General features: G+C 70.0%; 27 protein-coding genes. 12 read left to right on the top strand and 15 right to left on the bottom strand.

The features are described 5' to 3' along the window. Nucleotides 1-23 precede the first annotated feature (23 nt). Both ACZ6Z4_RS02765 and ACZ6Z4_RS02760 read right to left on the bottom strand, forming a co-directional pair. Nucleotides 24-680, bottom strand: coding sequence for an NIPSNAP family protein (locus ACZ6Z4_RS02765; protein ID WP_465557442.1), 657 nt, complete (start codon nt 678-680; stop codon nt 24-26). Between the two features lie 102 nt (nt 681-782). Beyond that, nucleotides 783-926 (bottom strand): GPGG-motif small membrane protein, encoded by a 144-nt coding sequence (locus ACZ6Z4_RS02760; protein ID WP_363667423.1) that lies wholly within the window; start codon nt 924-926, stop codon nt 783-785. A gap of 184 nt (nt 927-1,110) precedes the next feature. On the opposite strand from ACZ6Z4_RS02760, the gene ACZ6Z4_RS02755 reads away from it, so the two are divergent. Then, nucleotides 1,111-2,073: a TIGR03557 family F420-dependent LLM class oxidoreductase gene (locus ACZ6Z4_RS02755; RefSeq protein WP_465557440.1), complete on the top strand. Its 963-nt coding sequence runs from the start codon at nt 1,111-1,113 to the stop codon at nt 2,071-2,073. Here the strand turns inward: ACZ6Z4_RS02755 and ACZ6Z4_RS02750 are convergent. Then, complete coding sequence (locus ACZ6Z4_RS02750; RefSeq protein ID WP_465557438.1) at nt 2,056-2,679, bottom strand: UdgX family uracil-DNA binding protein; 624 nt, start codon at nt 2,677-2,679, stop codon at nt 2,056-2,058. The two genes, ACZ6Z4_RS02755 and ACZ6Z4_RS02750, sit on opposite strands and share 18 nt — an antisense overlap. 162 nt (nt 2,680-2,841) lie before the next feature. Between ACZ6Z4_RS02750 and ACZ6Z4_RS02745 the strand changes: the two genes are divergently transcribed. After that, a complete protein-coding gene (locus ACZ6Z4_RS02745) occupies nt 2,842-3,636 on the top strand; it encodes a sigma-70 family RNA polymerase sigma factor (RefSeq protein ID WP_465557436.1) in 795 nt (264 codons plus the stop codon). On the opposite strand, the gene ACZ6Z4_RS02740 is transcribed toward ACZ6Z4_RS02745, so the two are convergent. The 7 genes from ACZ6Z4_RS02740 to ACZ6Z4_RS02710 all read right to left on the bottom strand — a co-directional run bounded on the left by ACZ6Z4_RS02740 (nt 3,611) and on the right by ACZ6Z4_RS02710 (nt 9,743). Continuing rightward, a complete protein-coding gene (locus tag ACZ6Z4_RS02740; protein ID WP_465557434.1) occupies nt 3,611-3,895 on the bottom strand; it encodes a hypothetical protein in 285 nt (94 codons plus the stop codon). The genes ACZ6Z4_RS02745 and ACZ6Z4_RS02740 overlap by 26 nt on opposite strands. After that, a complete protein-coding gene (locus tag ACZ6Z4_RS02735; RefSeq protein WP_465557432.1) occupies nt 3,896-4,048 on the bottom strand; it encodes a hypothetical protein in 153 nt (50 codons plus the stop codon). It lies immediately after the preceding gene. Between the two features lie 36 nt (nt 4,049-4,084). After that, complete coding sequence (locus ACZ6Z4_RS02730) at nt 4,085-6,457, bottom strand: phosphoketolase family protein (RefSeq protein ID WP_465557430.1); 2,373 nt, start codon at nt 6,455-6,457, stop codon at nt 4,085-4,087. A 10-nt stretch (nt 6,458-6,467) separates the two neighbouring features. Then, complete coding sequence (locus ACZ6Z4_RS02725; RefSeq protein ID WP_465557428.1) at nt 6,468-7,640, bottom strand: zinc-dependent alcohol dehydrogenase; 1,173 nt, start codon at nt 7,638-7,640, stop codon at nt 6,468-6,470. A gap of 11 nt (nt 7,641-7,651) precedes the next feature. Beyond that, a complete protein-coding gene (locus tag ACZ6Z4_RS02720) occupies nt 7,652-7,975 on the bottom strand; it encodes a plasmid stabilization protein (RefSeq protein WP_363667435.1) in 324 nt (107 codons plus the stop codon). A gap of 51 nt (nt 7,976-8,026) precedes the next feature. Then, nucleotides 8,027-8,632, bottom strand: a complete 606-nt coding sequence (locus ACZ6Z4_RS02715; protein WP_465557426.1) for a flavodoxin family protein — start codon at nt 8,630-8,632, stop codon at nt 8,027-8,029. 67 nt (nt 8,633-8,699) lie between these two features. Further along, the gene (locus ACZ6Z4_RS02710) at nt 8,700-9,743 is read right to left on the bottom strand and encodes a DNA topoisomerase IB (RefSeq protein WP_465557424.1); all 1,044 of its coding nucleotides are present in this window, start codon (nt 9,741-9,743) and stop codon (nt 8,700-8,702) included. A gap of 63 nt (nt 9,744-9,806) precedes the next feature. Between ACZ6Z4_RS02710 and ACZ6Z4_RS02705 the strand changes: the two genes are divergently transcribed. The 5 genes from ACZ6Z4_RS02705 (at nt 9,807) to ACZ6Z4_RS02685 (ending at nt 13,107) form a co-directional block, all read left to right on the top strand. Next, on the top strand, nt 9,807-9,980 hold the full coding sequence (locus tag ACZ6Z4_RS02705) for a CsbD family protein (RefSeq protein ID WP_465557422.1): 174 nt from the start codon (nt 9,807-9,809) through the stop codon (nt 9,978-9,980). 103 nt (nt 9,981-10,083) lie between these two features. Continuing rightward, nucleotides 10,084-10,965 (top strand): hypothetical protein, encoded by an 882-nt coding sequence (locus tag ACZ6Z4_RS02700; RefSeq protein WP_465557420.1) that lies wholly within the window; start codon nt 10,084-10,086, stop codon nt 10,963-10,965. 33 nt (nt 10,966-10,998) lie between these two features. Beyond that, on the top strand, nt 10,999-11,922 hold the full coding sequence (gene ku, locus ACZ6Z4_RS02695) for a non-homologous end joining protein Ku (RefSeq protein ID WP_465557418.1): 924 nt from the start codon (nt 10,999-11,001) through the stop codon (nt 11,920-11,922). A 77-nt stretch (nt 11,923-11,999) separates the two neighbouring features. Then, nucleotides 12,000-12,632, top strand: a complete 633-nt coding sequence (locus tag ACZ6Z4_RS02690; protein ID WP_465557416.1) for a hypothetical protein — start codon at nt 12,000-12,002, stop codon at nt 12,630-12,632. Between the two features lie 25 nt (nt 12,633-12,657). Then, a complete protein-coding gene (locus ACZ6Z4_RS02685) occupies nt 12,658-13,107 on the top strand; it encodes a GNAT family N-acetyltransferase (RefSeq protein WP_465557414.1) in 450 nt (149 codons plus the stop codon). On the opposite strand, the gene ACZ6Z4_RS02680 is transcribed toward ACZ6Z4_RS02685, so the two are convergent. Continuing rightward, nucleotides 13,065-14,363, bottom strand: a complete 1,299-nt coding sequence (locus tag ACZ6Z4_RS02680) for an MFS transporter (protein ID WP_465557412.1) — start codon at nt 14,361-14,363, stop codon at nt 13,065-13,067. The two genes, ACZ6Z4_RS02685 and ACZ6Z4_RS02680, sit on opposite strands and share 43 nt — an antisense overlap. Before the next feature lie 96 nt (nt 14,364-14,459). Between ACZ6Z4_RS02680 and ACZ6Z4_RS02675 the strand changes: the two genes are divergently transcribed. Together ACZ6Z4_RS02675 and ACZ6Z4_RS02670 are read left to right on the top strand one after the other, a co-directional pair. Continuing rightward, complete coding sequence (locus tag ACZ6Z4_RS02675; RefSeq protein WP_363667452.1) at nt 14,460-14,930, top strand: MarR family winged helix-turn-helix transcriptional regulator; 471 nt, start codon at nt 14,460-14,462, stop codon at nt 14,928-14,930. 18 nt (nt 14,931-14,948) lie between these two features. After that, nucleotides 14,949-17,039, top strand: coding sequence for a thiamine pyrophosphate-dependent enzyme (locus tag ACZ6Z4_RS02670; protein WP_465557409.1), 2,091 nt, complete (start codon nt 14,949-14,951; stop codon nt 17,037-17,039). Here ACZ6Z4_RS02670 and ACZ6Z4_RS02665 read toward each other — a convergent pair. Together ACZ6Z4_RS02665 and ACZ6Z4_RS02660 are read right to left on the bottom strand one after the other, a co-directional pair. Further along, nucleotides 17,032-17,514, bottom strand: coding sequence for a DnaJ family domain-containing protein (locus ACZ6Z4_RS02665; RefSeq protein ID WP_465557407.1), 483 nt, complete (start codon nt 17,512-17,514; stop codon nt 17,032-17,034). The genes ACZ6Z4_RS02670 and ACZ6Z4_RS02665 overlap by 8 nt on opposite strands. A gap of 75 nt (nt 17,515-17,589) precedes the next feature. Continuing rightward, nucleotides 17,590-18,168 carry a hypothetical protein gene (locus tag ACZ6Z4_RS02660; RefSeq protein ID WP_465557405.1) on the bottom strand — a complete coding sequence of 193 codons (579 nt, stop codon included), beginning with the start codon at nt 18,166-18,168 and terminating at the stop codon, nt 17,590-17,592. 69 nt (nt 18,169-18,237) lie between these two features. Here ACZ6Z4_RS02660 and ACZ6Z4_RS02655 point away from each other — a divergent pair, with 69 nt between their 5' ends. The 3 genes from ACZ6Z4_RS02655 to ACZ6Z4_RS02645 are packed head-to-tail and all read left to right on the top strand — an operon-like array spanning nt 18,238 to nt 21,877. Then, nucleotides 18,238-19,782, top strand: coding sequence for an aldehyde dehydrogenase family protein (locus tag ACZ6Z4_RS02655; RefSeq protein WP_465557403.1), 1,545 nt, complete (start codon nt 18,238-18,240; stop codon nt 19,780-19,782). Then, entirely contained in the window at nt 19,779-20,939 is a 1,161-nt protein-coding gene (locus ACZ6Z4_RS02650; protein WP_465557401.1) for an NAD(P)/FAD-dependent oxidoreductase, read from the top strand. The genes ACZ6Z4_RS02655 and ACZ6Z4_RS02650 overlap by 4 nt, the downstream gene beginning before the upstream one ends. Further along, nucleotides 20,939-21,877 carry an ornithine cyclodeaminase family protein gene (locus tag ACZ6Z4_RS02645; protein ID WP_465557399.1) on the top strand — a complete coding sequence of 313 codons (939 nt, stop codon included), beginning with the start codon at nt 20,939-20,941 and terminating at the stop codon, nt 21,875-21,877. The genes ACZ6Z4_RS02650 and ACZ6Z4_RS02645 overlap by 1 nt, the downstream gene beginning before the upstream one ends. Before the next feature lie 51 nt (nt 21,878-21,928). On the opposite strand, the gene ACZ6Z4_RS02640 is transcribed toward ACZ6Z4_RS02645, so the two are convergent. Both ACZ6Z4_RS02640 and ACZ6Z4_RS02635 read right to left on the bottom strand, forming a co-directional pair. Then, nucleotides 21,929-22,582 (bottom strand): hypothetical protein, encoded by a 654-nt coding sequence (locus tag ACZ6Z4_RS02640; RefSeq protein WP_465557397.1) that lies wholly within the window; start codon nt 22,580-22,582, stop codon nt 21,929-21,931. A 159-nt stretch (nt 22,583-22,741) separates the two neighbouring features. Further along, the gene (locus ACZ6Z4_RS02635; protein WP_465557395.1) at nt 22,742-23,512 is read right to left on the bottom strand and encodes an SDR family NAD(P)-dependent oxidoreductase; all 771 of its coding nucleotides are present in this window, start codon (nt 23,510-23,512) and stop codon (nt 22,742-22,744) included. Nucleotides 23,513-23,515 lie beyond the last annotated feature (3 nt).

Below are 23,515 nucleotides of genomic sequence, written 5' to 3'. Positions count from 1 at the left end.
AGTCCTTCCCCGGCGCAATTGATTTATCGGAACTGCGACCGCGCGGTCGGGCGCAGGCGCAGATGCTGGGTGCGGCGCCCGTCCAGCGCGGGCCGGTTCTCGAAGTACTCCCGGTACGCCGTGTCGTCGGCGAAGCGCGCGAACCAGACCAGCACGGTCTCGTCGCGCAACGGCAGCGCGGGGAAGTTGTTCGCGACCGGGAGGGTCTCGAAGACGCCGGCCAGCGGGGGCAGCCCAGGAACAACCTCAGCCATGAAGTAGTCGAGGAAACCATCGTCGAGCGATGGACGGTGGTAGACGGCACCACCAACAACAGAAGAAGACTCAAGTGGTGCTCGTGAGGTTTCCAGTGTCGGCCAGTCCTCCCCCAGCATCACCGGGCGCAGCAGCAGCGCGTCGTCCGAGTCCTTCATCGTCGCGTTCGCCGCCGCCGCGTACCGCTTCCACACCGGGCCGGAGTAGAACCCCTCCAACGCCTCCGCCCGAGCGGCGTACGACGTGAACCCCCGCAACCACACGAACCGATCCGCATCATCCAGATCCCGGAACTGCCCGCACAGATGCATCCCGTACGCCTCCTGCCCCTCGACGAACTCGCGATCGAACAACTCGATCAGCTCGTCGCGACGCCCCGGGAACAACGTGTACTGGCGCAGATCCAGCACGGCACAGGAATCCATGGCGCTCAGTCAACAGCCGAAACCTGTCATCCCCTGTCAGCGTTCCGGACAGGCCGGAGGGCCGCACCCCAGTGGCTGCGGCCCTCCCGGCACTCCCCAGGATCAGGTGAAGATGCTGACTCCGCCCGGGCCGACCAGCAGGCCGACGACGATCAGGGCGATGCCCATCAACAGTTGCCCGCGCACGAGCGAGACGATTCCGGAGATGACGAGAATCGCCGCGATGATCAAGAGCACCAAGGTCATGGTCGTTCCTTTCTCGACGCCGGACGATCGGTCCGGCAGCTGTACCCCGTGCCGCTGTGCAGCGGTTGCCCGCCCACACATCCAGTGCCCGCCGCCGACCCGGGCAAACGGTCCGCAGTACGGCGAATGGCGGGCGCGACCGCCGGGAACCGGGCAGGCACAGACCGCGAGCGAAGGAGACCCCGTGAAGATCGGCTACTTCCTGTCCAGCGAGGAGTACACCCCGGCCGAGCTGATCGAGCAGGCCCGGCTGGCCGAGGAGGCCGGTTTCGACGGGCTGTGGATCAGCGACCACTTCCACCCGTGGAACGACGAGCAGGGCCAGAGCGCGTTCGTCTGGTCGACGATCGGCGCCGTCTCGCAGGTCTGCGAGCTGCCGGTGACCACCGCGGTGACGTGTCCGACGGTACGGATCCACCCGGCGGTGATCGCGCAGGCGGCGGCGACCAGCGCCGTACTGCTGAAGGACCGGTTCCGGCTCGGCATCGGCAGCGGTGAGGCGCTGAACGAGCACGTGCTCGGCGACGTCTGGCCGACCGTCGACGTCCGGCTGGAGATGCTGGAGGAAGCGGTCGAGATCATGCGCCGGCTGTGGACCGAGGACGGATTCGTCTCCCACCACGGCAAGCACTACACGGTCGACACCGCGCGGATCTACACCCGCCCGGACGCGCCGCTGCCCATCTACATGTCCGGTTTCGGGCCCGAGGCAACGGACGTCGCGGCCCGGATCGCCGACGGCTTCATCACCACGTCGCCGGACAAGGAGCTTCTCGACCGCTTCCGCGCCCACGGCGGCGGCAGCAAACCCGCCCAGGCCGGCTTCAAGGTCAGCTACGCCCCGACCGAGGACGAGGGCATCGACCAGGCCCACCGCATCTGGGGCAACTCCGGCCTCCCCGGCGAACTCGCCCAGGTCCTCCCGTCCCCGCGGCACTTCGAGCAGGCGACCCAACTCGTCACCCGCGAGGCCACCGCCAAGGCGATCGCCGCCGGCCCCAAGGCCGACACCCACCTCGAAGCCTTCAAACCGTACGTCGACGCCGGCTTCGACGAGATCTACGTCGCCAACATGGGCCCGCACACCCCCGACATGATGACCCTGTACCGCGAGGAAGTCCTGCCCGAGCTACGCCGTACCAAGTAACTCCACGGCCCGCCGCAGATCCTCGACGAACAGCCCGAAGTCCCGCCGGAACTCCTGCGACCGCACCACCGCCGAAGGATGCACGGTGACGGTCGCCGGAGTCCCGTCCGGCAGCTCGATCGCCTCGCCCCGGTGCTCGGTCACCTTGAACCCCGTCCCCACCACCGCCCGCGCCGCCACGGCCCCGAGTACGACCACCAGCTCCGGTTTCACGATCCCCAGCTCCGCGGTCAGCCAGGGCGCGCAGGCACCGATGTGCCCGACGGCGGGCGTCTTGTGGATCCGCCGCTTGCCGCGCCGCTCGTACCGGAAATGCTTGACCGCGTTGGTCAGGTACACCTCGTCCCGCACGATCCCCGCGGCGTCCAGCGCCTTGTCCAGCAACCGCCCGGCCGGGCCGACGAAGACGTGCCCCTCCTTGTCCTCGACGTCGCCGGGCTGCTCGCCGATCAGCATCATCCGGGCCCGCGCCGGGCCTTCACCTGGTACGGCGTGCTCCGCGTGCTCCCACAGGTCGCAGCCGCGGCAGTCCGGCAGGGCAGCGCGCAGGCCGCGCAGGCCGCCGCGGGGCGGAACGAACTCTTCGGCGCCAGTGAAGTCGTTCACAGTTCACCGGTGCCCTGCGCGGGGTAAGCCCATTCCGGGCAGGTTTCAAACACCTGTAACAGCTGCGGGGTTGCGTGCGCGGCCGAGGGCTGGTCTGGTGGAGGAGAAGCGGCTCAGCCCATGACGCCGCCTCCCGCAGGACGACACGACGAGGTTTCTCCCGTGACGCTCGCACCCGCACCTCCTTCCGGCAGCAAGCAGCAGATCGCCGATCGCACCCAGGAACTGCTGGAGCAGGCCGCTGGTCTGCCCGAGCCCGAACGCCAGGACCTGCTCGACCAGGTTGTCATCCTGAACACCCCGATCGCCGTCTCGATCTCGTCGCGGTACCGGCGCAAGGGCGTCGACGCCGACGACCTCGAGCAGGTCGCCTGCCTCGGGCTGGTCAAGGCGGCCAACGGCTACAAGCCCGGTGAGGCGACCAACTTCCTCGCGTACGCCGTACCGACGATTCGCGGTGAGCTGAAGCGCTACTTCCGCGACTGCGCGTGGGCGGTCCGGCCGCCGCGCCGGGTGCAGGAGATGCAGGGCACGATCGCGGCCGCCGAGCCGGAGCTGACCCAGCGACTCGGGCACCTGCCGTCGGACCAGGAGACCGCGGAGGCGCTCGGGACCGGGCCCGACGAGGTCGCCGAGGCGGCGTCGGTGCGGGGCTGCTTCAGCACGCTGTCGCTGGACGCACCGGGGTCGACCGAGGGCGGCGCGACGCTGATCGAGACTGTCGCCGACGCCGAGGACGGTTACGAGCTGGTCGAGAACGTGCACACGCTGACGCCGGCGGTCTCCGACCTCGACGACCGTGACCGGCGGATCCTGGAGCTGCGGTTCTGCAACGGCCTCACCCAGGAGGAGATCGGCAACGAGCTCGGCGTCAGCCAGATGCAGGTCTCCCGGCTGCTCCGTGGCATCCTCGAACGGCTCCGCGCGGAGCTCAGCGCTCCGCAACCACAAGGCTGACGACGTACCCGAGTACGGCGGTCATCGCGAACAGCTCACCGCCGTCCTCCAACAGGTGCAGCAGCTGCAGCCCGCTGTCGCCGACGCCGGTCGCCAGGCCGTCCACCAGCATCCCGAAGACCGCCAGCACCAGACTCAGCCCGAACAGCCGCCGGTACGTCGTACGCGTCCGCGCGGTCCCCCGTCGGTAGCCCCAGGCAATCAACGCGAACAGCAACGCCCAGGGCAGATAAGACCGCCGCCGGCCGAAAAGCGCCAACTAGGCCAGCAGCAGCACCGCCCAGAACAGCTGCACGTAACCGAAGCTCTCCGCGATCCCGTGGTCGCTGGAGATGTTGAACGCCGCCGACTTCACCACCGGCACCCGCAGCCCGACTTGGACGCTGCGGTGCGCGAGATGCAGCACGAGCATCACCAGGTCGGTGCAGACGAGCAGATTAGAAAACGCTCATCGTCGCCAGCGCCAGTCGCGGACCTCGGGCAGGTCCTCACCGTACGTCGTCGTGTGCGCACGATGCCGAACCCGCTGGTCGACGAAGTACTGGCGCGCCTTGACCGCCCGCGTCCGCAGCGACGGCACGCGGTCGATCACGTCCATCGCCAGGTGGTACCGGTCGAGGTTGTTCAGCACCACCATGTCGAACGGCGTCGTGGTGGTGCCCTCCTCGACGTACCCGCGGACGTGCAGGTTCTCGTGCCCGGTCCGCCGGTACGTCAGCCGGTGGATGAGCCACGGGTAGCCGTGGTACGCGAAGATCACCGGCTTGTCGGTGGTGAACAACGCGTCGAACTCCGGCCCGGGCAGCCCGTGCGGATGCTCGGACGAGTCCTGCAGCCGCATCAGGTCGACCACGTTGACGACCCGGATCTTCAGGTCCGGCACGTGCTCGCGGAGCAGGTCGACCGCGGCGAGCGTCTCCAGCGTCGGTACGTCGCCGGCACAGGCCATCACGACGTCCGGGTCGCCGTCGTCGTTGGACGCGAAGTCCCAGACCCCGATCCCGCGCGTGCAGTGCAGCGCGGCCGCTTCCCAGTCCAGCCAGTTCGGCTGCGGTTGCTTGCCGGCGACAACGACATTGACGTAGTTCTTGGTCCGCAGGCAGTGGTCCATGGTCGACAGCAGCGTGTTGGCGTCCGGCGGCAGGTAGACCCGGACCACCTCGGCCTTCTTGTTCATCACGTGGTCGATGAACCCGGGGTCCTGGTGCGAGAACCCGTTGTGGTCCTGGCGCCAGACGTGCGAGGTGAGCAGGTAGTTCAGCGACGGGATCTTGCGCCGCCACTCCAGCCGGTTGATCGTCTTCAGCCACTTCGCGTGCTGGTTCACCATCGAGTCGACGATGTGCACGAACGCCTCGTACGACGAGAACAGCCCGTGCCGGCCGGTCAGCAGGTAACCCTCCAGCCAGCCCTGACAGGTGTGCTCGCTCAGCATCTCCAGCACCCGCCCGTCGGCCGCGAGGTGCTGGTCGGTCTCCCGCCGCTCGCCGAGCCAGGCCTTGCCGGTCACGTCGTACACCGCGTTCAGCCGGTTCGACTCGGTCTCGTCCGGGCCGAACAGCCGCAGGTTGCGGTGCTCCGCGTTCAGCGTGAACGAGTCCCGCAGGTACTGGCCGAAGACCTTCGTCGGCTCCCCGTCCTCCGCACCCGGCGCCTTCACCGGTACGGCGTACTCCGCGGGATCCGGCAGCTCGAGATCGCGGGTCAGCAGCCCGCCGTTCGCGTGCGGGCTCGACCCCATCCGCAACTCCGGCGACGGCGCCAGCTCCAGCACCGACGCGACCGGCTTGCCGTCGGCATCGAACAGCTCGTCCGGCCGGCAGCTCTTCAGCCAGTCCTCCAACTGGCGCAGGTGATCCTCGTTCGTCCGTACGCCGGACAACGGCACCTGGTGCGCCCGCCAGGTGTCCTCGACCGGCTCGCCGTCGACCGTGTGCGGACCGGTCCAGCCCTTCGGCGTCCGGAGCACGATCATCGGCCAGTCCGCCCGCGTCGGCGTACTTCCCTCGGTCCGCGCCTCCAGCTGGATCTCGTCGATCCGGTCCAGGCAGCGATCCATCGCCGCGGCGAGCGCCTGGTGCACGGCCGCCGGGTCCGAACCCTCGACCAGGTACGGCTCGTGGCCGTAGCCGCGCAGCAGCGAGTCCAGCTCGTCGTCGCCGATCCGGGCCAGCACGGCCGGGTTCGCGATCTTGTAGCCGTTCAGGTGCAGGATCGGCAGCACCGCGCCGTCGCGCCGCGGGTCGACGAACTTGTTCGAGTGCCAGGACGTTGCCAACGGCCCCGTTTCGGCCTCGCCGTCACCGATGACGCAGGCGACGACCAGGTCCGGGTTGTCGGCGGCCGCGCCGTACGCGTGACTGAGCGAGTAGCCCAGCTCGCCGCCCTCGTTGATCGACCCGGGCACCTCGGGCGCGACGTGGCTCGGAATCCCGCCGGGGAACGAGAACTGCTTGAACAGCCGGGCCATCCCGGCCAGGTCGCGCCCGGTGTTCGGGTAAGTCGCCGTCCAGCTGCCCTCGAGCCAGGTGTGCGCGACGATCGCCGGGCCGCCGTGGCCGGGCCCGATCACGTACATCAGCTCGCGCTCGCGCTGCCGGATCACCCGGTTCAGGTGTGTGTAGAGCAGGTTCAGCCCAGGCGTCGTACCCCAGTGCCCGAGCAGTCGCGGCTTGATGTGCTCGGGCCGCAACGGCTCGGTCAGCAACGGGTTGTCGAGCAGGTAGATCTGCCCGACTGACAGGTAGTTCGCGGCCCGCCAGTACGCGTCGAGGCCCTGCAACTCCTCGTCGCTCAACGGAGTGGCGTCGATTTGCTGCACCTGCTGCCTCCTACGGCTTCAGCAGCACCTTGACGGCGCCGTCCTGCTTCTTCTGGAACATCTCGTACGCCGCCGGCCCCTCGCTCAGGTCCAGGTGGTGGGTCGCGAAGCTCTCGACCCCGAGCACGTCCTTGTCGTCGAGCAGCGGCAGGATCTTGTCCGACCACCGGTGCACGTTGGCCTGTCCCATCCTGAGCTGGATCTGCTTGTCGAACAAGGTCATCATCGGCAGCGGATCCGCGCCGCCGCCGTACACGCCGCTGAGCGAGATCGTGCCGCCCCGGCGGACCGCGTCGATCGCGAGGTAGACCGCGGCCAACTGCTCGACGCCGATCGTCTCCATCATCTTGCGCTGGATCGCGTCCGGCAGCAGCCCGGTCGCCTTCTGGGCCAGCATGGCCTTCGGGGAACCGTGCGCCTCCATCCCGACCGCGTCGATCACGGCGTCCGCGCCGCGCCCGTCGGTCAACGTCCGGATCGCCTCGGCGGTGTCGTCGGAGTACTCCAGCGTCTCGACGCCGTTGTGCCGGGCGCGTTCCAGCCGCTCGGCGACCAGGTCGACGCCGATCACCCGCAGCCCGCGGTGCATCGCGATCCGGGTCGCCATGTCGCCGATCGGGCCCAGACCGAGCACGACGAGCGTGCCGCCGTCCGCGACGTCGGCGTACTCGACCGCCTGCCACGCCGTCGGGAGCACGTCGGACAGGTAGACGAACCGGTCGTCAGAGGGTCCGTCCGGCACCTTGATCGGCCCGTACTGCGCCTGCGGGACCCGCAGGTACTCCGCCTGGCCGCCCGGGACCTGCCCGTAGAGCTTCGTGTAGCCGAACAGCGCCGCGCCCATGCCCTGCTCGCGGACCTGCGTGGTCTCGCACTGCGTCTGCAGGTCCTGGTCGCACATGTAGCAGCTGCCGCAGGCGATCTGGAACGGTACGACGACCCGGTCGCCGGCCTTCAGGTTCGTGATCGAGGAGCCGACCTCCTCGACCACACCCATCGACTCGTGCCCGAGGATGTCGCCGGGGTCCAGGTACGCGCCGAGCACCTCGTACAGGTGCAGGTCCGAGCCGCAGATCCCGGTCGACGTGACCTTGATGATCGCGTCGGTCGGTTCCTCGATCTTCGGGTCCGGCACCTCGCCGTACTCGATCTTGCGCTTGCCCTGCCAGGTCAGTGCCTTCACGAAGTGCTCCTCTAGCGGCCGACAGCCTTCTCCAGCTCGGCCTTGCTCATCTTGGAACGGCCCTTGATGTTCTTCTGCTTGGCCTCGTTGTAGAGCTGGTCCTTGGTCCGGCCCTGGGACCCGCTGTGCGAGCGCAGGCCACCGCGCCGGCTGGACGAGATGTCGTGGGTGGAGCTGCGGCTCTTCTGCTTGGCCTCGCCGGACCGGGCGCGCTCCTTGTTCACCGTGCGCGCGGCGATCTCCTCAGCGACGTCCTCGCTGCGGCCGCTCTTCTTCAGCCCGGCCTTGATGTGCTGGTACTGCCGCTCACGCTTCTTGCTCGACCCTGCGGGCATGGTCCGCTCCTCTCGCGCTGACCGCCCGGTACCCCTCGCCTCCGCGGGCAATCAGTCCGGCGGTGCCGGGACCGGCGTGGCGGCCAGGGCCTTCGCGACCGCGACCAGGTTGCTCGCCATCGCGCGCCCGGTCTTGGCCGACCAGTCGTGGCCGTGCCCGGTCTCGTCGTAGCTCGGGCCGGGCCCCGGACCCTTGTTCCAGTACGTCCACGCCTGGCCCGGGATCGTGTACCCGATGTCGCCCAGCCCGCCGCTGATCTCGGAGATCACGTGGTGCGCGCCGTCCTCGTTGCCGGTGACGACCACCCCGGCGACCTTGTTGTACGCGACCGGCCGGCCGTCGCCGTCGGTCTCGGAGATCATCGCGTCCATCCGCTCCAGCATCCGCTGCGCGATCGACGACGGCCGCCCGACCCAGGTCGGCGTGGCCACGATCAGGATCTCGCAGGCCAGCAGCTGCTCGTGAACGGTCGGCCACTCGTCCCCGGTGCCCTCGTCGCTGGTCACGCCCGGCTGCACCGCCAGGTCGGCCAGCCGGACCCGGCTGACCTGGACGTCCTGCTTCTCCAGCGCGTCCACGACCACGTCGGCCAGCGAGTCGGTGTTCGACTTCGCCGGTGACGCCTTCAACGTACAGTTCAGCACCAAGGCCCGCATGTCCGCTCCTCCGTTTCGGCAACCCCCGTCGCCCCGCCGGTGCCCCGCGCCGAACCGCCCAACCCTGCTACTCCCGGGCGTCCTGGTCGAGCAACTTGTTCACCGAACGTTCGACCTTCGCCCGGGTCTTGGGGTCGTCGAGCTCGTCCACGTCGTCCACCGTCGCGGGGATCGTCCGGCCGCGCTCGTACTGGTCCACCACCCGCGGATCGACGTACGACGCCCGCGCGACCGTGGGCGTGTTCCCGAGGTGGTCCGAGACCTCGTCGAGCATCTCCTTGACCGCGCCGTTCAGCGCCTTCTTGGTCGTCGGCGGCTCCGCGCCCGCCAGCTCGATCGCCGCGACCACCGTCGCCGTCCAGGTCCGCAGGTCCTTGACCGTGTAGTCGTCGCCGACCAGCGCGTGGAAGCGCTCGTTCACCATCGCCGCGTCGATCCCGTGGTAACCGTCGCCGTCCCGGAACACCAGCAGCTGGTCCTTGTCGTGCCGCGCGCGCTTCAACGAACGCACCGCCGTGGCCAGCCGGTCGTCGTCCAGCTCCAGCTTGCGCGCGATCCCGCCCTTGGCGACGAAGTCGAACACCACCGTGCCGCCGCGGCGGACCGTCACGTCCTCGCGGAGCAGCGTGGCGGCGCCGCGGCTGCCGTACTCCTCGGCGTACCGGGTGTTGCCGGTCCGGAAGACGCCGTAGTCGAGCATCCGGAGCGCGACCGCGAGGACCTTCTCGCGGCCGAGGCCCTTACCGGCCAGGTCCTTGTCGACCGCCTCCCGGAACGCCGGGAGCTTGCGGGCGAGGCGGCGTACGCGGTCGTGCTTGTCCGCGTCCTGCGAGGTGCGCCAGTCGTCGTGATACAGGTACTGCCGCCGACCCGCCTCGTCGGTCCCGGTCGCCTGGATGTGGCCGTTCGGGTACGGGCAGATCCAGACGTCCTTCCAGGCCGGCGGAATCGCCAGCGTCCGGATTCGCTCGACGACGTCCGCGTCGGTGATCTTCCGGCCGTTCTCGTCGTGGTAGCTGAAGCCGCGGCCGTGACCCTTGCGGGACAGGCCGGGCTTGTCGGGAGTGGAACGCCGCAGCCGCATACCGGTCGGTACCCGGATCGCATGCATGAAGCGTGCGGGCCCGGGAACCGGACCGGCGTTGGGCAACGCGAGTGCGAGGAGAGGCTGGACATGGGTATCGGCGACAAGATGAAGAACGCGGCCGAGAGCGCCAAGGGCAAGATCAAGGAGCGCACCGGCGACGCCACCGACAACGAGGACCTGCAGGCCGAGGGCCAGACCGAGAAGACCAAGGCCGACCTGAAGCAGGCCGGCGAGAAGGCCAAGGACGCGTTCCGGGACTGACCTCACGCGTGGATCCCCACCACACCTCAATCCCCCCAGGGTGGTGGGGATCCGCTCTGTCCGGGCCCTGTTGCGGGGCCGGTGATCCTGTAGCGTCGGGCGGGTGGACTTCGAGGAGGCGGCGGACGCGCTCTACGCGGCGCCGGCGGCCGACTTCATTGCTACCCGCAACGAGCTGGCCAAGCAGCTGAAGGCCGATGGCGACCAGCTGGGGTCGACCCGGCTGAAAGCCCTGCGCAAACCGACCGTCGCGGCCTGGCTGGCGAACCTGGTCAGCCGGGAACAGCCCGACGAGATCGACGACCTGCTGGCGCTCGGCGACGAGTTCCGCGAGGCGACCACCGACCTCGACGGCGAGCGGTTGCGGGAGCTGACGCCGAAGCGGCACAAGGCGATCGACGTTCTGGTCAAAGCGGCCGGGAAGCTCGCCGACCAGCACGGGCAGAAGGTCAGCGCGGACGTCGGGCAGAAGCTGCGCGAGACGCTCGACGCGGCGCTGGTCGACCCGGCGGCGGGCGACGCCGTACGGGAGGCTCGGCTGAGCAGCGCGCTGCGGCACGTCGGGTTCGGGGTGGTCGACGAGAACGGTGAGCCGTCGAACGTGACGCCGCTGACCGACGACCGCCGGCAGGCGGCGAAGGACCGGCGGGCGAAGGCGCGTGAGGCCGAGGCCGAGGACGTTGCGGGCGGGGAGTCCGCGGCCGAGCGGAAGGCCCGGGAGAAGGCCGAGCGCGAGGAAGAGGAACGCGAGGCGGCCCGGAAGGCGGAGGCGCAGGCCGAGTTCGAGGCCGCGGTCGCGGCGGCGGAGAGCGCCGAGGCGACGGTCGAGGAGCTCGACGGGCAGCTCACCGACGCCCAGGAGGCGCTCGACCACGCCCGCGAGGAGGTGCGCCGGCTGACCGCGGAGCTGGACGAGGCGAAGAAGGTCGCCCGGGACGCGCAGAAGGAGAGCCGGGAGGCGCGCAAGCGCTACAACCGGCTCTGAGTGGGTACTTGCCGGACCGGAGAGGAGCTGGTCATGGCGAGGTCGATCTGGAGCGGGTACATCAACTTCGGGCTGGTGTCGGTGCCGGTCGGGCTGTACAGCGCGACCAAGGAGCACACGCTCGACTTCCACCAGTTCCAGCGCGGCACGTCGGACCGGATCCGCAACAAGCGCGTCAACGAGCGCACCGGCCGCGAGGTCGACTACGACAAGATCGTCAAGGGCCACGACATCGGCGGCGGCGAGTACGTCGTCGTCGAGCAGGACGAGCTGGCCGACATCGCGCCCGGCAAGTCCCGCTCGCTGGAGATCTCCACGTTCGTCGACCTGGACGAGATCGACCCGATCCACTTCCAGAAGAGCTACTACCTGGCGCCGTCGGACCGCGAGAACGCGTCGTCGTACGCACTGCTGCGGGACGCGCTGGCGAAGACGAACCGCGCCGGGATCGCCGGTTTCGTGATGCGCGGCAAGGAGTACCTGGCGACCATCCGCGCCGACGGCAAGGTGCTGGTCCTGGAGACCATGTACTTCGCCGACGAGATCCGCGACCCCGCCAAGGAAGTCGGCACACTGCCCGCCAAGACCTCCGGCAAACAACTCAAGATGGCCACCGACCTGATCGAGGCGATGGCCGGCCCGTGGAAGCCCACCGACTACAAGGACAGCTACACCGCCCGCGTGAAGAAACTGATCAGCACCAAACGCAAGGGCAAGGAAGTCGTCTTCACCGAGGAAGAGCCGGAGGCCACGTCGAGCACCGACCTGGTCACCGCCCTCCGAGCCAGCGTCGAAGCAGCCCGCGCCAAGCGCAGCGCCGGAGGCGGTAAGAAGACCGCCGCGAAGAAAACCACCGCCCGGAAGGCGACCGCCGGGAAATCCACCGCGAAGTCCGCCACCAAGAAAACCGCCAAGAAGGCCCCGGCGAAGAAGACGGCCAAGAAGAAGGCGGCCTGAACTCGCTGATTTATCAGGAACCTCTGCGCTCGCTCGTTCGTTCTCGTCGTGTCGGGTGGAGTGCGCGAGGGTTGGCGATGGAGCTTTCTCCGAGGGGTCGGCGGGTGGCGGGGGCTGCTGCGGCCGGGGTTGGGACTGCTGGGGCGCTGGTTGCTGTCCTGATGCTGGGGGCGGCGGCGACGGTGGCGCTGGTGGGGATCGTGTTCGCGCTGGTGTGGCCGTTGGCGGCGGTGATCAAGCACTTGGCCGACGAGCCGATCAGGCAGTCGTCGGCGGCGATCGCGGCGTACGCGGCGGGGGCGGTGTTGTGCCTGCCGGGGGTTGCTCGGTTGATCACCTGGGGAGCGATCGGGTTGGCGATCATGCTGGTGGTCGCCGCGGTGTTCGTGGGGCTTGATCTGGTGGTGGGGCGGTTGCCTCGGCGGGAGCGGCGGCTCACGTGGGACGAGGAGCTGGACGACGAGCGGTTGATCGCTTCGCTGCAGTGTCCGTTGAGTATCGAGGAGCTGTGCGGGGTGTGGAGCGAGACCGCGGCGACGCTGGCTGACAACGCGGGGACGCGGGATCGGCAGGCGGTGGCCGAAGTACGGCGGATCTGTCTGGACGAGTTCGAGCGGCGGAACCCGGCGGGGTTCCAGCAGTGGATCGAGGCCGGGGCGCCGAGCGATCCGAAGGGGTATCTGCTGCCGGAGCCCGAGACGGAGTCCTGACACGGGGTCGTGATCTGATGGGCGGATGATCAGATCGCGGGAGGATGCCGACTTCGTCGACTGCGTGGTACTGCTGCGCGACGTGCACGAGACGGCCGGCTACCCGATCAACTGGCCGGGCGACCCGAAGACCTGGCTGACCCCGCCGAACCTGCTCGGCGCCTGGGTGATCACCTCGTACGGCGAAGTCGCCGGCCACGTCGTCGTCACCGCCGTCGACGGCCGCGCGACCGTCGAGCGGCTGTTCGTCGACCCGAAGCAGACCGGCCAGGGCCTCGGTCGGCAGCTGCTCGACCACGCGGTCGCGGTCGCCGCCGAGCAGGGCCTCGAGCTGGCCCTGGATGTCGCCGACAACTGCACCGCCGCGATCGCCCTGTACGCCCGCGCCGGCTGGAAAGAAACCAGCAGACAGTCTGTGGACTGGGGTGGCGATCAGGTCTCCGCGCTGATCAGTTTCTCTGCGCCTTCTTCCTGATCCAGCGGGTTGGCGATCTCGTCCGACCGCATCCTCCCGAACCAGATCACCGCGAACGACACCAGCGCCGGCCCGACCCCGGCGACGATGAACACCGCCGTCACGCCGAACAACGCCCCGGCCGGCCCCGCCAGCGCCATCGACACCGGCATCAGCAGCAGCGACACGAAGAAGTCCAGGCTCGAGATCCGCCCGCGCAGGTGGTCCGGCACCCGGCGCTGCAGCAGCGTTCCCCAGATCACCATCGCCGCCGATCCGGTCGCGCCGACGATCGCGGCCCCGGCCATCATCAGCCACAGATCCCGCGCGAAGCCGAGCACCACGATCGGCACCGCCCCGACGCCCCACATCAGCGTCATCACCGTCAGGTACCGCCGGGGCAAGGCCCGCGACGAGATCAGCAGCGCACCGACCGCACCGCCGATCCCGAACGCCGCCATCACCAGCCCGAACTCGCGCGCGTCCCCGCCGAGCTGGTCGCGGATCGCGAACGGCACCAGCACCTCGAGCGGCCCGAGGATCAGCAGCACGAAGAACGTCCCGAACAGCAGCGACGCCAGCAACCACCGCGTACGCCGTACGTAGGTCCATCCCTCGCGCAGATCCGCGACCATCGCCCGTACGCCGGTCACCTCGCTCTCGGCAGCAGCACTCCCCGGCTCGTCCCGCAGGTTCATCGCCAGCACGCATCCGGCCGAGAACAGGTAGGTCAGTCCGGTCACCAGAATCGCGACCCCGGGCGAGATCGCCGCGATCACCAGCCCGCCGATCACCGGCCCGGTCGCCTGCTGCGCGAGCGGCCGGAGCGTCCCCTCCAGCCCGTTCGCCGCGAGCAACTCGTCGGCCGGCAGCAGCCGCGGCACCAGAGCCGTGTACGCCGGAATCAGGAACGCCTCCCCCGCGCCGACGAGCACAGCCGCGGTCGCCAGGTGCCAGATCTCCAGCAGCCCGACCAGCGCGAGCGCCGCCAGCCCGAGCAGCACCACCCCTCGTACGGAGTCGGCGACCACGATCACCGACCGCTGCGACAGCCGGTCGGCCGCGATGCCACCGAACAGCACGCAGACCAGCAGCCCGATGCTGTACGCCGTCGTGACGAACGACAGCTGCACCGGACCGCCGCCCAGCTCGATCACCTGCCAGGCCAGCGCGACCAGCCACAGCCCGCTCCCGAGCAGCGCGACGGCGAGCCCGATCCACAGCAGGCGGTAGTCCCGGTGCCGTAGCGGCCTGACTGCCTTCCAACCGACGCCCACGATGCACACCTCAAGAGTTGACAGCGAAACTATTGGCGCTCACCTTACGCAGATCAACAGTTCACCTGTCAACCGTTTACTCGTATACTCAAGGCCATGACCGCTTCGAGCACCGAGCAGCTGGACGCGTGGCGCGCGCTGTACCGCGCCGACACCCTGCTGTTCACGCATCTCGACCAGACCCTTCGCAGTATCGCCAAGATGACCTACTTCGAGCACGAGGTGCTGCGCGCGCTCGACGAGGCCGGCGGGAAGCTGCGGATGGCGCCGCTGGCGGAGACGCTGATGATCTCCCGCAGCGGCGGGACGCGGCTGGTGTCGAAACTCGAGGACAAGGACGGCTGGGTGGTCCGGACGACGTCGCCGGCCGACCGGCGCGCGACCTGGGCCGAGCTCACGCCGGCCGGGCGGGAGGCGCTGAAGGCTGCCCAACCCGTGGTCGATGCGGTGGTCGCGACGTTCTTCGCGGATCATGTTCCGGGTGAGGAGCTTCGACGAGCATCCCGGATCATGCACCGACTGGCCGACGCGAACCCCAACGACGACGGCTTCGACTGCGGCCTGTGAGCCGCCGGAGGTGGCGCGGTGAGTCAGGTCGACGAGTTGTTCGCCGAGCGCGTGCACGCCCTGAAACCCGCTCCCTGCGCGCACCCGCTCGACCTGGTCGACCGCCTGTACGACGCCCAGCTCGGCAGCCGTCACGCCGACCTCGCGGCCCGCTGGCTGCAGTCCCAAGGCCAGGGTTTCTACACCATCGGCTCCTCGGGTCATGAGGGCAACGCAGCCGTCGCCGCAGCCCTCAGGCCCACCGACCCTGCGCTGCTGCACTACCGGTCAGGCGCCTTCTACCTGGCGAGAGCCGAGCAGCACGGGGACAAGACGGCGCTCAGAGACATCCTGCTCGGTGTCGCCGCCGCGACCACCGAGCCGATCGCCGGTGGTCGCCACAAGGTGTTCGGGCGCCACGATCTCGCGGTGATTCCGCAGACCTCGACGATCGCCTCGCACCTCCCCCGGGCGATGGGCGTCGCGTTCTCGATCGCGCGGGCCGGCAAGCTCGGCGTCGAGTCGCCGTGGCCCGCGGACGCCGTCGTGGTGACGAGTTTCGGGGACGCCTCGGCGAACCACTCGACCGCGACCGGCGCGATCAACGCGGCGCTGCACGCGTCGTACCAGGGTCTGCCGATGCCGCTGCTGTTCGTCTGCGAGGACAACGGGATCGGCATCAGCGTCCGGACGCCGGACGGCTGGATCAAGCAGGCCTACGGGCAGCGCCCGGGGCTCCGGTACTTCGATGCCGACGGCACCGATCTCGACGCGACGCTGACGATGGCGACCGAGGCCGCCACCTTCGTCCGCCGCAACCGCCGCCCGGCGTTCCTCCGGCTGCGCACCGTCCGCCTGCTCGGGCACGCCGGCTCCGACGTCGAGGCGGCGTACCGGTCGCCGGCCGAGATCCTCGCCGACGAGGAGCTCGACCCGCTGCTCGGGACCGCCCGGATCCTGCTCGGTGCCGGCTGCAGCGCGGCCGAGATCGTCGACCGGTACGAGGCGAAGCGCGCCGAGGTGATGCAGCTCGCGCAGGAGGTCGCCGGCCTCCCGCAGCTCGCCTCCGCCGAAGCCGTGACAGCTCCGCTGCGGCTCAAACAAGCTCCGCCAGCCCAGCTGACCACCACCAGCACGGAGCCGCTCACCCTCAGCCAGTCCATCAACCGCGCCCTCGGGGAGGTCCTGACCACCTACCCCGAAGCGATGGTCTTCGGCGAGGACGTCGGCCGCAAGGGCGGCGTCTACGGCGTCACCCGCGGCCTCCAGAAAACCTTCGGAGCAGCCCGGGTCTTCGACACCCTGCTCGACGAACAGTCGATCCTCGGCCTGGCGCTGGGCGCCGGCGTCTCCGGCCTGCTCCCGCTCCCGGAGATCCAGTACCTCGCCTACCTGCACAACGCCGAGGACCAGCTCCGCGGTGAGGCCGCGTCGCTCAAGTTCTTCTCCCAGGGCCAGTACCGCAACCCGATGGTCCTGCGGATCGCCGGCTACGGCTACCAGAAGGGCTTCGGCGGCCACTTCCACAACGACGACGCGATCGGCGTCCTGCGCGACATCCCCGGTCTCGTCATCGCCTCACCGTCGCGCCCCGACGACGCGGCCGCGATGCTGCACACCTGTACGGCGGCCGCCCGCCACGACGGCGCCGTCTGCGTCTACCTGGAGCCGATCGCGCTCTACCACCGCCGCGACCTGCACGAGGACGGCGACGGCGAGTGGCTCGCGCCGCCGCCGGCCGAGCACGTCCCGATCGGCAAGGCCCGCACGTACGGCGACGGCCAGGACCTGACGCTGCTCACCTTCGGCAACGGCGTCCCGATGAGTCTGCGCGTCGCCGCGCGCGTGCCCGGCGTACGGGTGGTGGACCTGCGCTGGCTGGCGCCGCTGCCGGTCGAGGACCTGGTCCGCGAGGCGGAGACGACCGGCCGGGTGCTCGTCGTCGACGAGACGCGGCGGTCCGGCGGCGTCTCCGAAGGGGTGTTGGCCGCGCTCGTGGATGCCGGGTTCACCGGCCGGATGGCCCGCGTGACCAGCGAGGACAGCTTCGTGCCGCTCGGTGCCGCCGCTCAGCACGTCCTGCTCAGCGAGGAGACGATCGAGAAGGCAGCCCGCGACCTGATCAGCTGAACAGCCGCTGCCAGAACGACTTCTTGCGCGGTGCCGGATCCTCGGCGGCGGCAGCCTTCCGGCGCGCCTCGCGGGCCGGACGCGCGGCCAGCCACTCCTGCACGACCGCTTCCTCGTCGACCATCCCGACCGGTACGACGACGCCGGTGGTGTCCCGGATCTGCACCCGGATCCGGACGTTCAGGTCGCGCAGGTACTCGCGGACCTCGGACTCCGTGCGTAGCGTCGCGACCTTCTCGGCGACCTGCGCCTTCTCCTTGCGCAACTGCATCGACGGCGGCAGCAGCGCGTCGGTCTCGATGTTCTCGCGGCGGATGAAGTCCTTCACCCACCAGTCGGGGTCGTGCGCCTCGGCCAGCTTCAGCGGCTTGCCGGCCCCGGGCAGGTCCTCGAACTCGCCGCGCTGCTCGGCCTGCTTGATCTGGATCTCGACCCAGTCCTGGGTCTTCATGCCCGGCGGTTTCCGGTCGGTCATGATCGCCTCCCGTGGTTGCTCCTCACCCGGGACCTTGCCCGGACCAGCCTCCAGACAACCATATTGTGAACGTTTTCACAAGCCTTCTTTCCGCTCCGGCCAGAGCTCCGGCAGCGGGATCGGCATCCGCCAGATCCGCAGCCCCGGATCGACCAGCCCGTTCCGTACGGCGACGTACCGCAGCAACCGGAGCGGGCCCGCGATCAGCACGAACGCGAGCGGTAGCTCGATCACGACCGCGCTCAGCACCGCCTGCATCCGGTCGCCGCCGGGATGGCTGGTCAGCACGTCGAACCACGCGTCGCACAGCAGCAGTACGCCGGACGCGAACGCCGTCGGGAACAGCAGCTGCCGCCGCCGGTACCCGAAGATCGCGGTCAGCAGCAGCATGATCGTCAGCACGACGTCGAAACCGACCCAGGTCGCGACCCAGTTCCGCGCCTCGTACCGCTCCGGCAGCGTCACCGCGAGGTAGACCGTCCACGGGATCAGCGCCGCCACGCACAGCAGGATCAGCACGAACCGCCAGCGCCGGATCCGCTCCATCACCCGCCGGGCCGGCAGCAGCCCGGCCGGGACCGGCGCCAGCCGCAGGATCAGCTCCCGGCGCTCCTGCGTGGACATCTCCGCGATCTGCTCATCGGTCACCCGCACGCCACTCACAGTGCATGCTCACATGGGACGATGGCAGACACGAGCACCGCACGTCGAGAGGACAAACTTGTGCCGTCCGTGATCCTGTCCGTCGTCGCCGGGGAGCGCGTCCCGAACCCGCTCCGCACCACCCGCTCGACCAACCCGGCGAACACCGCCGATCTGGTCGGCGAGATCGGCCTGGCCGGTCCCGAGGTGTTCGTCGAGGCCGCCCGCGCGGCCCGGGCGGCGCAGACCGGATGGGCGGCGCTGCCGGCGCCGCAGCGCGGACAGGTGATCGCGAACGTCGGGCGGCTGATGACGGCGAACAAGGACCGGCTGGCCGCGCTGGTCACCCGCGAGATCGGCAAGCCGCTGGCCGAGGCGCTCGGCGAGGTCCAGGAGATCATCGACACCTGCGACTTCTTCCTCGGCGAGGGCCGCCGGCTGTACGGGCAGACGGTGCCGTCGGAGATGCCGGACAAGCAGCTGTTCACGTTCCGCCGTCCGGTCGGCACGGTCGCGGTGATCTCGGCCGGCAACTTCCCGGTCGCGGTCCCGTCCTGGTACATCGTCCCGGCGCTGCTCTGTGGCAACACCGTGGTCTGGAAGCCGGCCGAGTACTCGGCGGTCGTCTCGGACGCGTTCTACGAGATCTTCGCGCACTCCGGCGTACCGGCCGGGGTCTTCGACGTCGTGCACGCCGACGGCCCGGACACCTTCGCCGGGCTCGAGCAGGCGCTGGCCGCCGGGCTGGTCGACAAGGTCGGGTTCACCGGGTCGAGCGAGGTCGGCAGCCGGATCGGCGAACTGTGCGGCCGGCACCTGCAGACCCCGTGCCTGGAGCTCGGCGGCAAGAACCCGATGGTGATCACCGAGAACGCCGAGCTCGACCTGGCCGTCGAGGGCGCGCTGTTCTCGGGCTTCGGTACGGCGGGGCAGCGCTGCACCTCGCTCGGCACGGTGATCGTCCAGGAGGCCGTGCACGCCGACTTCGTCGAACTGTTCGCCGCGGCGGTGTCGGCCGCGAAGATGGGCGACCCGACCCAGGATGTGCTGTTCGGTCCGCTGCTCGACGAGAAGTTCGCCGCCGGGTTCGAGAAGTCGCTCGGCTGGATCGGCGACCACCACCGCGTCCTCGGCCGGACCGGCCGGGTGACCGCGGACAACCCGCGCGACGGTTTCGTCGGCGACCCCGCGGCCGGGCTGTTCTACCACCCGACGATCGTGGACGGCGTGCTGCCGGACGACGAGCTGTTCCTGAACGAGACGTTCGGCCCGGTGGTCGGCGTCACGACGTACGGCGACCTCGACGAAGCGATTGCTCTGGGCAACAAGTCGGGCTACGGCCTGTCCAGCTCGATCTACACCACCGACCCGCGGCAGGCGTTCCGGTTCGCCCAGGGCATCTCGGCCGGGATGGTCAGCGTGAACAACTCGACCTCCGGCGCCGAGGCGCACCTGCCGTTCGGCGGCAACGGCAAGTCCGGCAACGGGTCGCGGCAGAGCGGGATCTGGGTGCTCGACCAGTTCACCCGCTGGCAGTCGCTGAACTGGGACTACTCGGGCAAGCTGCAGAAGGCCCAGATGGACACGGTCACGGTCGAGGCCGACTTCGGGTTCCTGCTGCCTTGAGCCCGACGCCGCTGCCCGGGTCCGCCGACGTGGTGATCGTCGGCGGTGGCGTGATGGGCACCAGCATCGCCTTCCACCTGGCCGAGGCCGGCGTCCGGCGGGTGCTGCTGCTCGAGCAGGACGCGCTCGGGGCCGGGTCGACGTCGAAGGCGGCCGGCGGGGTGCGGGCGAACTTCTCCGACGCGGTGAACGTCGCGCTCGGCGCGCGGTCGCTGCGCGCGTTCGCCGACTTCGCGCAGCGGCCGGGGCAGCAGATCGACCTGCACGAGGTCGGGTACCTGTTCCTGCTCTCGACCGACGAGCAGGTCGCGTCGTTCGAGCAGAGCACCCGGCTGCAGAACGATCTCGGCGGGCCGACCCGGATGATCTCGGTCGACGAGGCGGTCGCGCTGGCCCCGCTGATCTCGCCGGACGGGCTGGTCGGCGCGTGCTTCTCGCCCGACGCCGGGCACTGCTCGCCGGAGTCGGTCGTGCTCGGCTACGCGACGGCCGCGCGCCGGCTCGGCGCGCAGCTGGTGACCGGGTGCGCGGTGACCGGGATCGATGTCGCGGGCAACGACATTCGCGGCGTACAGACCTCACTCGGCCCGGTCCGGACGTCGACGGTGATCTGCGCGGCCGGCGCCTGGTCGGCCGAGCTCGGCCAGTACGCCGGGGTGGAGCTGCCGGTGACGCCGCTGCGCCGGCAGATCGTCGTCACCGAGGCTGTGGCCGGTCTGCCCGACGACCTGCCGATGACGATCGACTTCGACAGCACCTTCTACTTCCACCGCGAAGGCCCCGGTCTGCTGGTCGGCATGTCCGATCCTGGTGAGCAGCCGGGGTTCCACCTCGACCGCTCCGACGCCTGGCTGCCGGGTTTGACCGAGGCGATGGAACGCCGCGCCCCGAGCCTGCTCGACGTCGGTCTGACCGGCGGCTGGGCCGGCCTGTACGAGAACACCCCTGACCACAACGCACTGATCGGTGAGGCGGACGACGTGAGCCGATTCCTCTACGCCACCGGCTTCTCCGGGCACGGATTCCTGCAGGGCCCCGCCGTCGGCGAAGTGATCCGCGACCTGTGGCTGCGGCGACCGCCGGTCGTCGATGTCTCTCCCCTGCACGCCCGTCGCTTCCGCGACGCGGCGGCCCGCGCGGAATTCAACGTGGTCTGATGACACTGCTGCTGAAACGCTCCGACATCCTCGGGCTGCTCGACGTCCCGGCCGTACTGCGGACGTTGCGCGCGGGGTTCACCGCTGCCGTTGGGGTCGAGCCGCAGCGAGTCCGCACGGATCTGCCCGGGCCCGGTACGGCGACGACGCTGCTGCCCGGGACGATCAGCGGGATCCCGGCGTACACGGTGAAGGTCAACGCGAAGTTCCCGCAGTCGACGCCGGCGCTGCGCGGGGTGGTGTGCCTGCACGATGCGCGGGACGGTGCGCTGCTGGCGATCCTCGACTCGACGACGATCACGGCGTGGCGGACGGGGCTTGCTGCTGCACTGGCGACTGATGTGCTGGCGGCGAAGACGGCGCGAACTGTTGGCGTGGTCGGGACCGGGGCGCAGGCGTCGATGGTGGTGCGCGGGTTGCGGGTGCTGCGCGAGGTCGAGCATCTGGTCGGGTACGACGTGGACCGGCGGCGGGCGCGGACGTTCGTCGCGCAGGCGGGGGTGCCGGGGGCGGTGGTCGACAGCGCGACCGGCGTCGCCGCCCGCGCGGAGATCGTGGTGCTGGCGACGTGGTCGCGGACGCCGCTGCTGACGGCGGCCGACGTACGGCCGGGGCGGCACTTCACCACCCTCGGCGCGGACGAACCCGGCAAGATCGAGGTCGGCGCGGACCTGCTCGCGGGGGCTCGGGTGGTGGTCGACGACGCTCGGCTGGCCACCGCGATGGGTGCCATAGGCAACGTTGGGTTGGACGAATCGTCGATCGGTGCGACGCTGGGTGAGGTGCTGTCGAACGCCAAGCCTGGAAGGGAATCGGCGGCGCAGGTGACGGTTTATGCGCCGGTCGGGTTACCGTGGCAGGACCTGGCCATCGCCTGGCCGGTCTACCAAGCAGCGCAGGCCACCGGTGTCGGAAGGACGATCGACTTCCTCAGCTGAGCAAGCACTCCGGCCGATGCCAGTGCGTGCGCCCGGCGCCTCGAAGGGGCGTCAGCGGTGCGTGCGGGGGGTGTTCGGCGGGTCGTCGGGGTCTTCCCAGTTGTCCGGGTCGCACCAGGCCGGGTCCCAGCCGCGCTGGCGGCAGTACTCGGCGAGGAGTTCTTCGCGGGTCATCGTGCGGGTGGGGGTGGTCCGAGGCGGGCGCGGCGTCCGGGTGACCGTCTTGGTCGGCTGCGGGTCCTGCTCCTCGGTGCGTTCCGGCGTCCGCGTCGTGCGCGACTTGGTCGGCACGGTGGTCGGCTTGACCGTCGGCTTCGTCGGCACTGGGGTGCTCGGGCGGACGGTCGGCGGTGGCGGGACGGACGGGGTCGGCGTCTGCGACGGGGTCGGGCTGCGGTCGTCGAGCAACGGGGCGGCCTGGGACTGCGGGGGTTCACCGTCGAGCGTCGACAGTCCCCAGAGCGCGAGCACCAGCACCGCGGCGACTCCGCCGGCGCCGATGATCACCAGGCGCCGCGGGGGTCCGCCGTACCGGCCGACCGGGCCGCGGACCGCGTTGCCCTTGCCGTCGACCCAGAAGTCCCAGTCCTCCGGCGCGGGCGGCCAGGAGGGGTCGGGCCGCCACGTCTTGGGCGGCACCCAGCTCCGGCGAGGCGGCGTGGGCCAGTTCGGCGGTACGACGAACCGCTTCACCACAACCTCCACCTCGCCGACGAAAACCCGACCCAGGCTAATGGATCCGCCGATCCCCAGACACCCCGCCCAGGTCAGCTTTCCGTTAGGACTGCACTGACCCAACGATCCAGGCCCCCGAAAAGCTACTTCCCCTATCAGGAATCCTCCGCTGATAGCCAGGACCGATGGCTACCAGTCCAGCTCCGCGGCAACGAACGGCACGTCGTCAGGTGCTGCCTTGCGGGCATTCAGGAGCGCCGACGCGTTCTCACCGACAGGGATCCGAAACGGCGCCTTTCCACCCTCAGCGACGGTTGTCGCGACCACCTCAGCGACCTCCCGCACCGACACCGGCTCCGCACGGAACGGCCCGAGCTTGTCCAGCAACGGCCGGTACGGATTCGCGTCGTCGAGGTACACCTGAGCGCGCTCCGCGCCACCCGACGACACCGCCGGCGGCTGCAGCACATGCACGGACACCCCGAAGTGCCCGGCCTCGATCGCGAGCACCTCGGCGAACGCCTCCAGTGCCTGCTTCGTCGCGCCGTACGCACCGATCAGCGGGATCACCATCCGCCCCTGGATGCTCGACATGAAGATCAGTTGCCCGGCGCCGCGCTCCCGCAGCTGCGGCAGCACCCCTTGCGCGACCCGCAACGCCCCGAAGACGTTCAGCTCGAACAGCTCACCCAGCGCCCCGAGCGGGATCGTCTCGATCGGCGCCCGCACGGTCGCTCCCGCGTTGCTGAGCAGTACGTCGACCCGCCCTGCTTCGGCGAGCGCCCGGTCGACCGAGGCCTGATCGGTCACGTCGAGCTGCACCTTCTGCGTCACGTCGAGGTCGTCCAGCATCGCCACGTCGCGAGCCGTCGCGATCACCTCGTGCCCGCGAGCCTGCAACGTCTCCGCCGCACCTCTGCCGATCCCCCGGGACGCCCCGGTGATGAGTACCCGTGCCATGTC

This window comes from Kribbella sp. NPDC104740 (genome assembly GCF_055583505.1).
The sequence above is the reverse complement of the archived record's forward strand: the minus strand, read 5'-3'. Positions and strand labels throughout refer to the sequence as shown.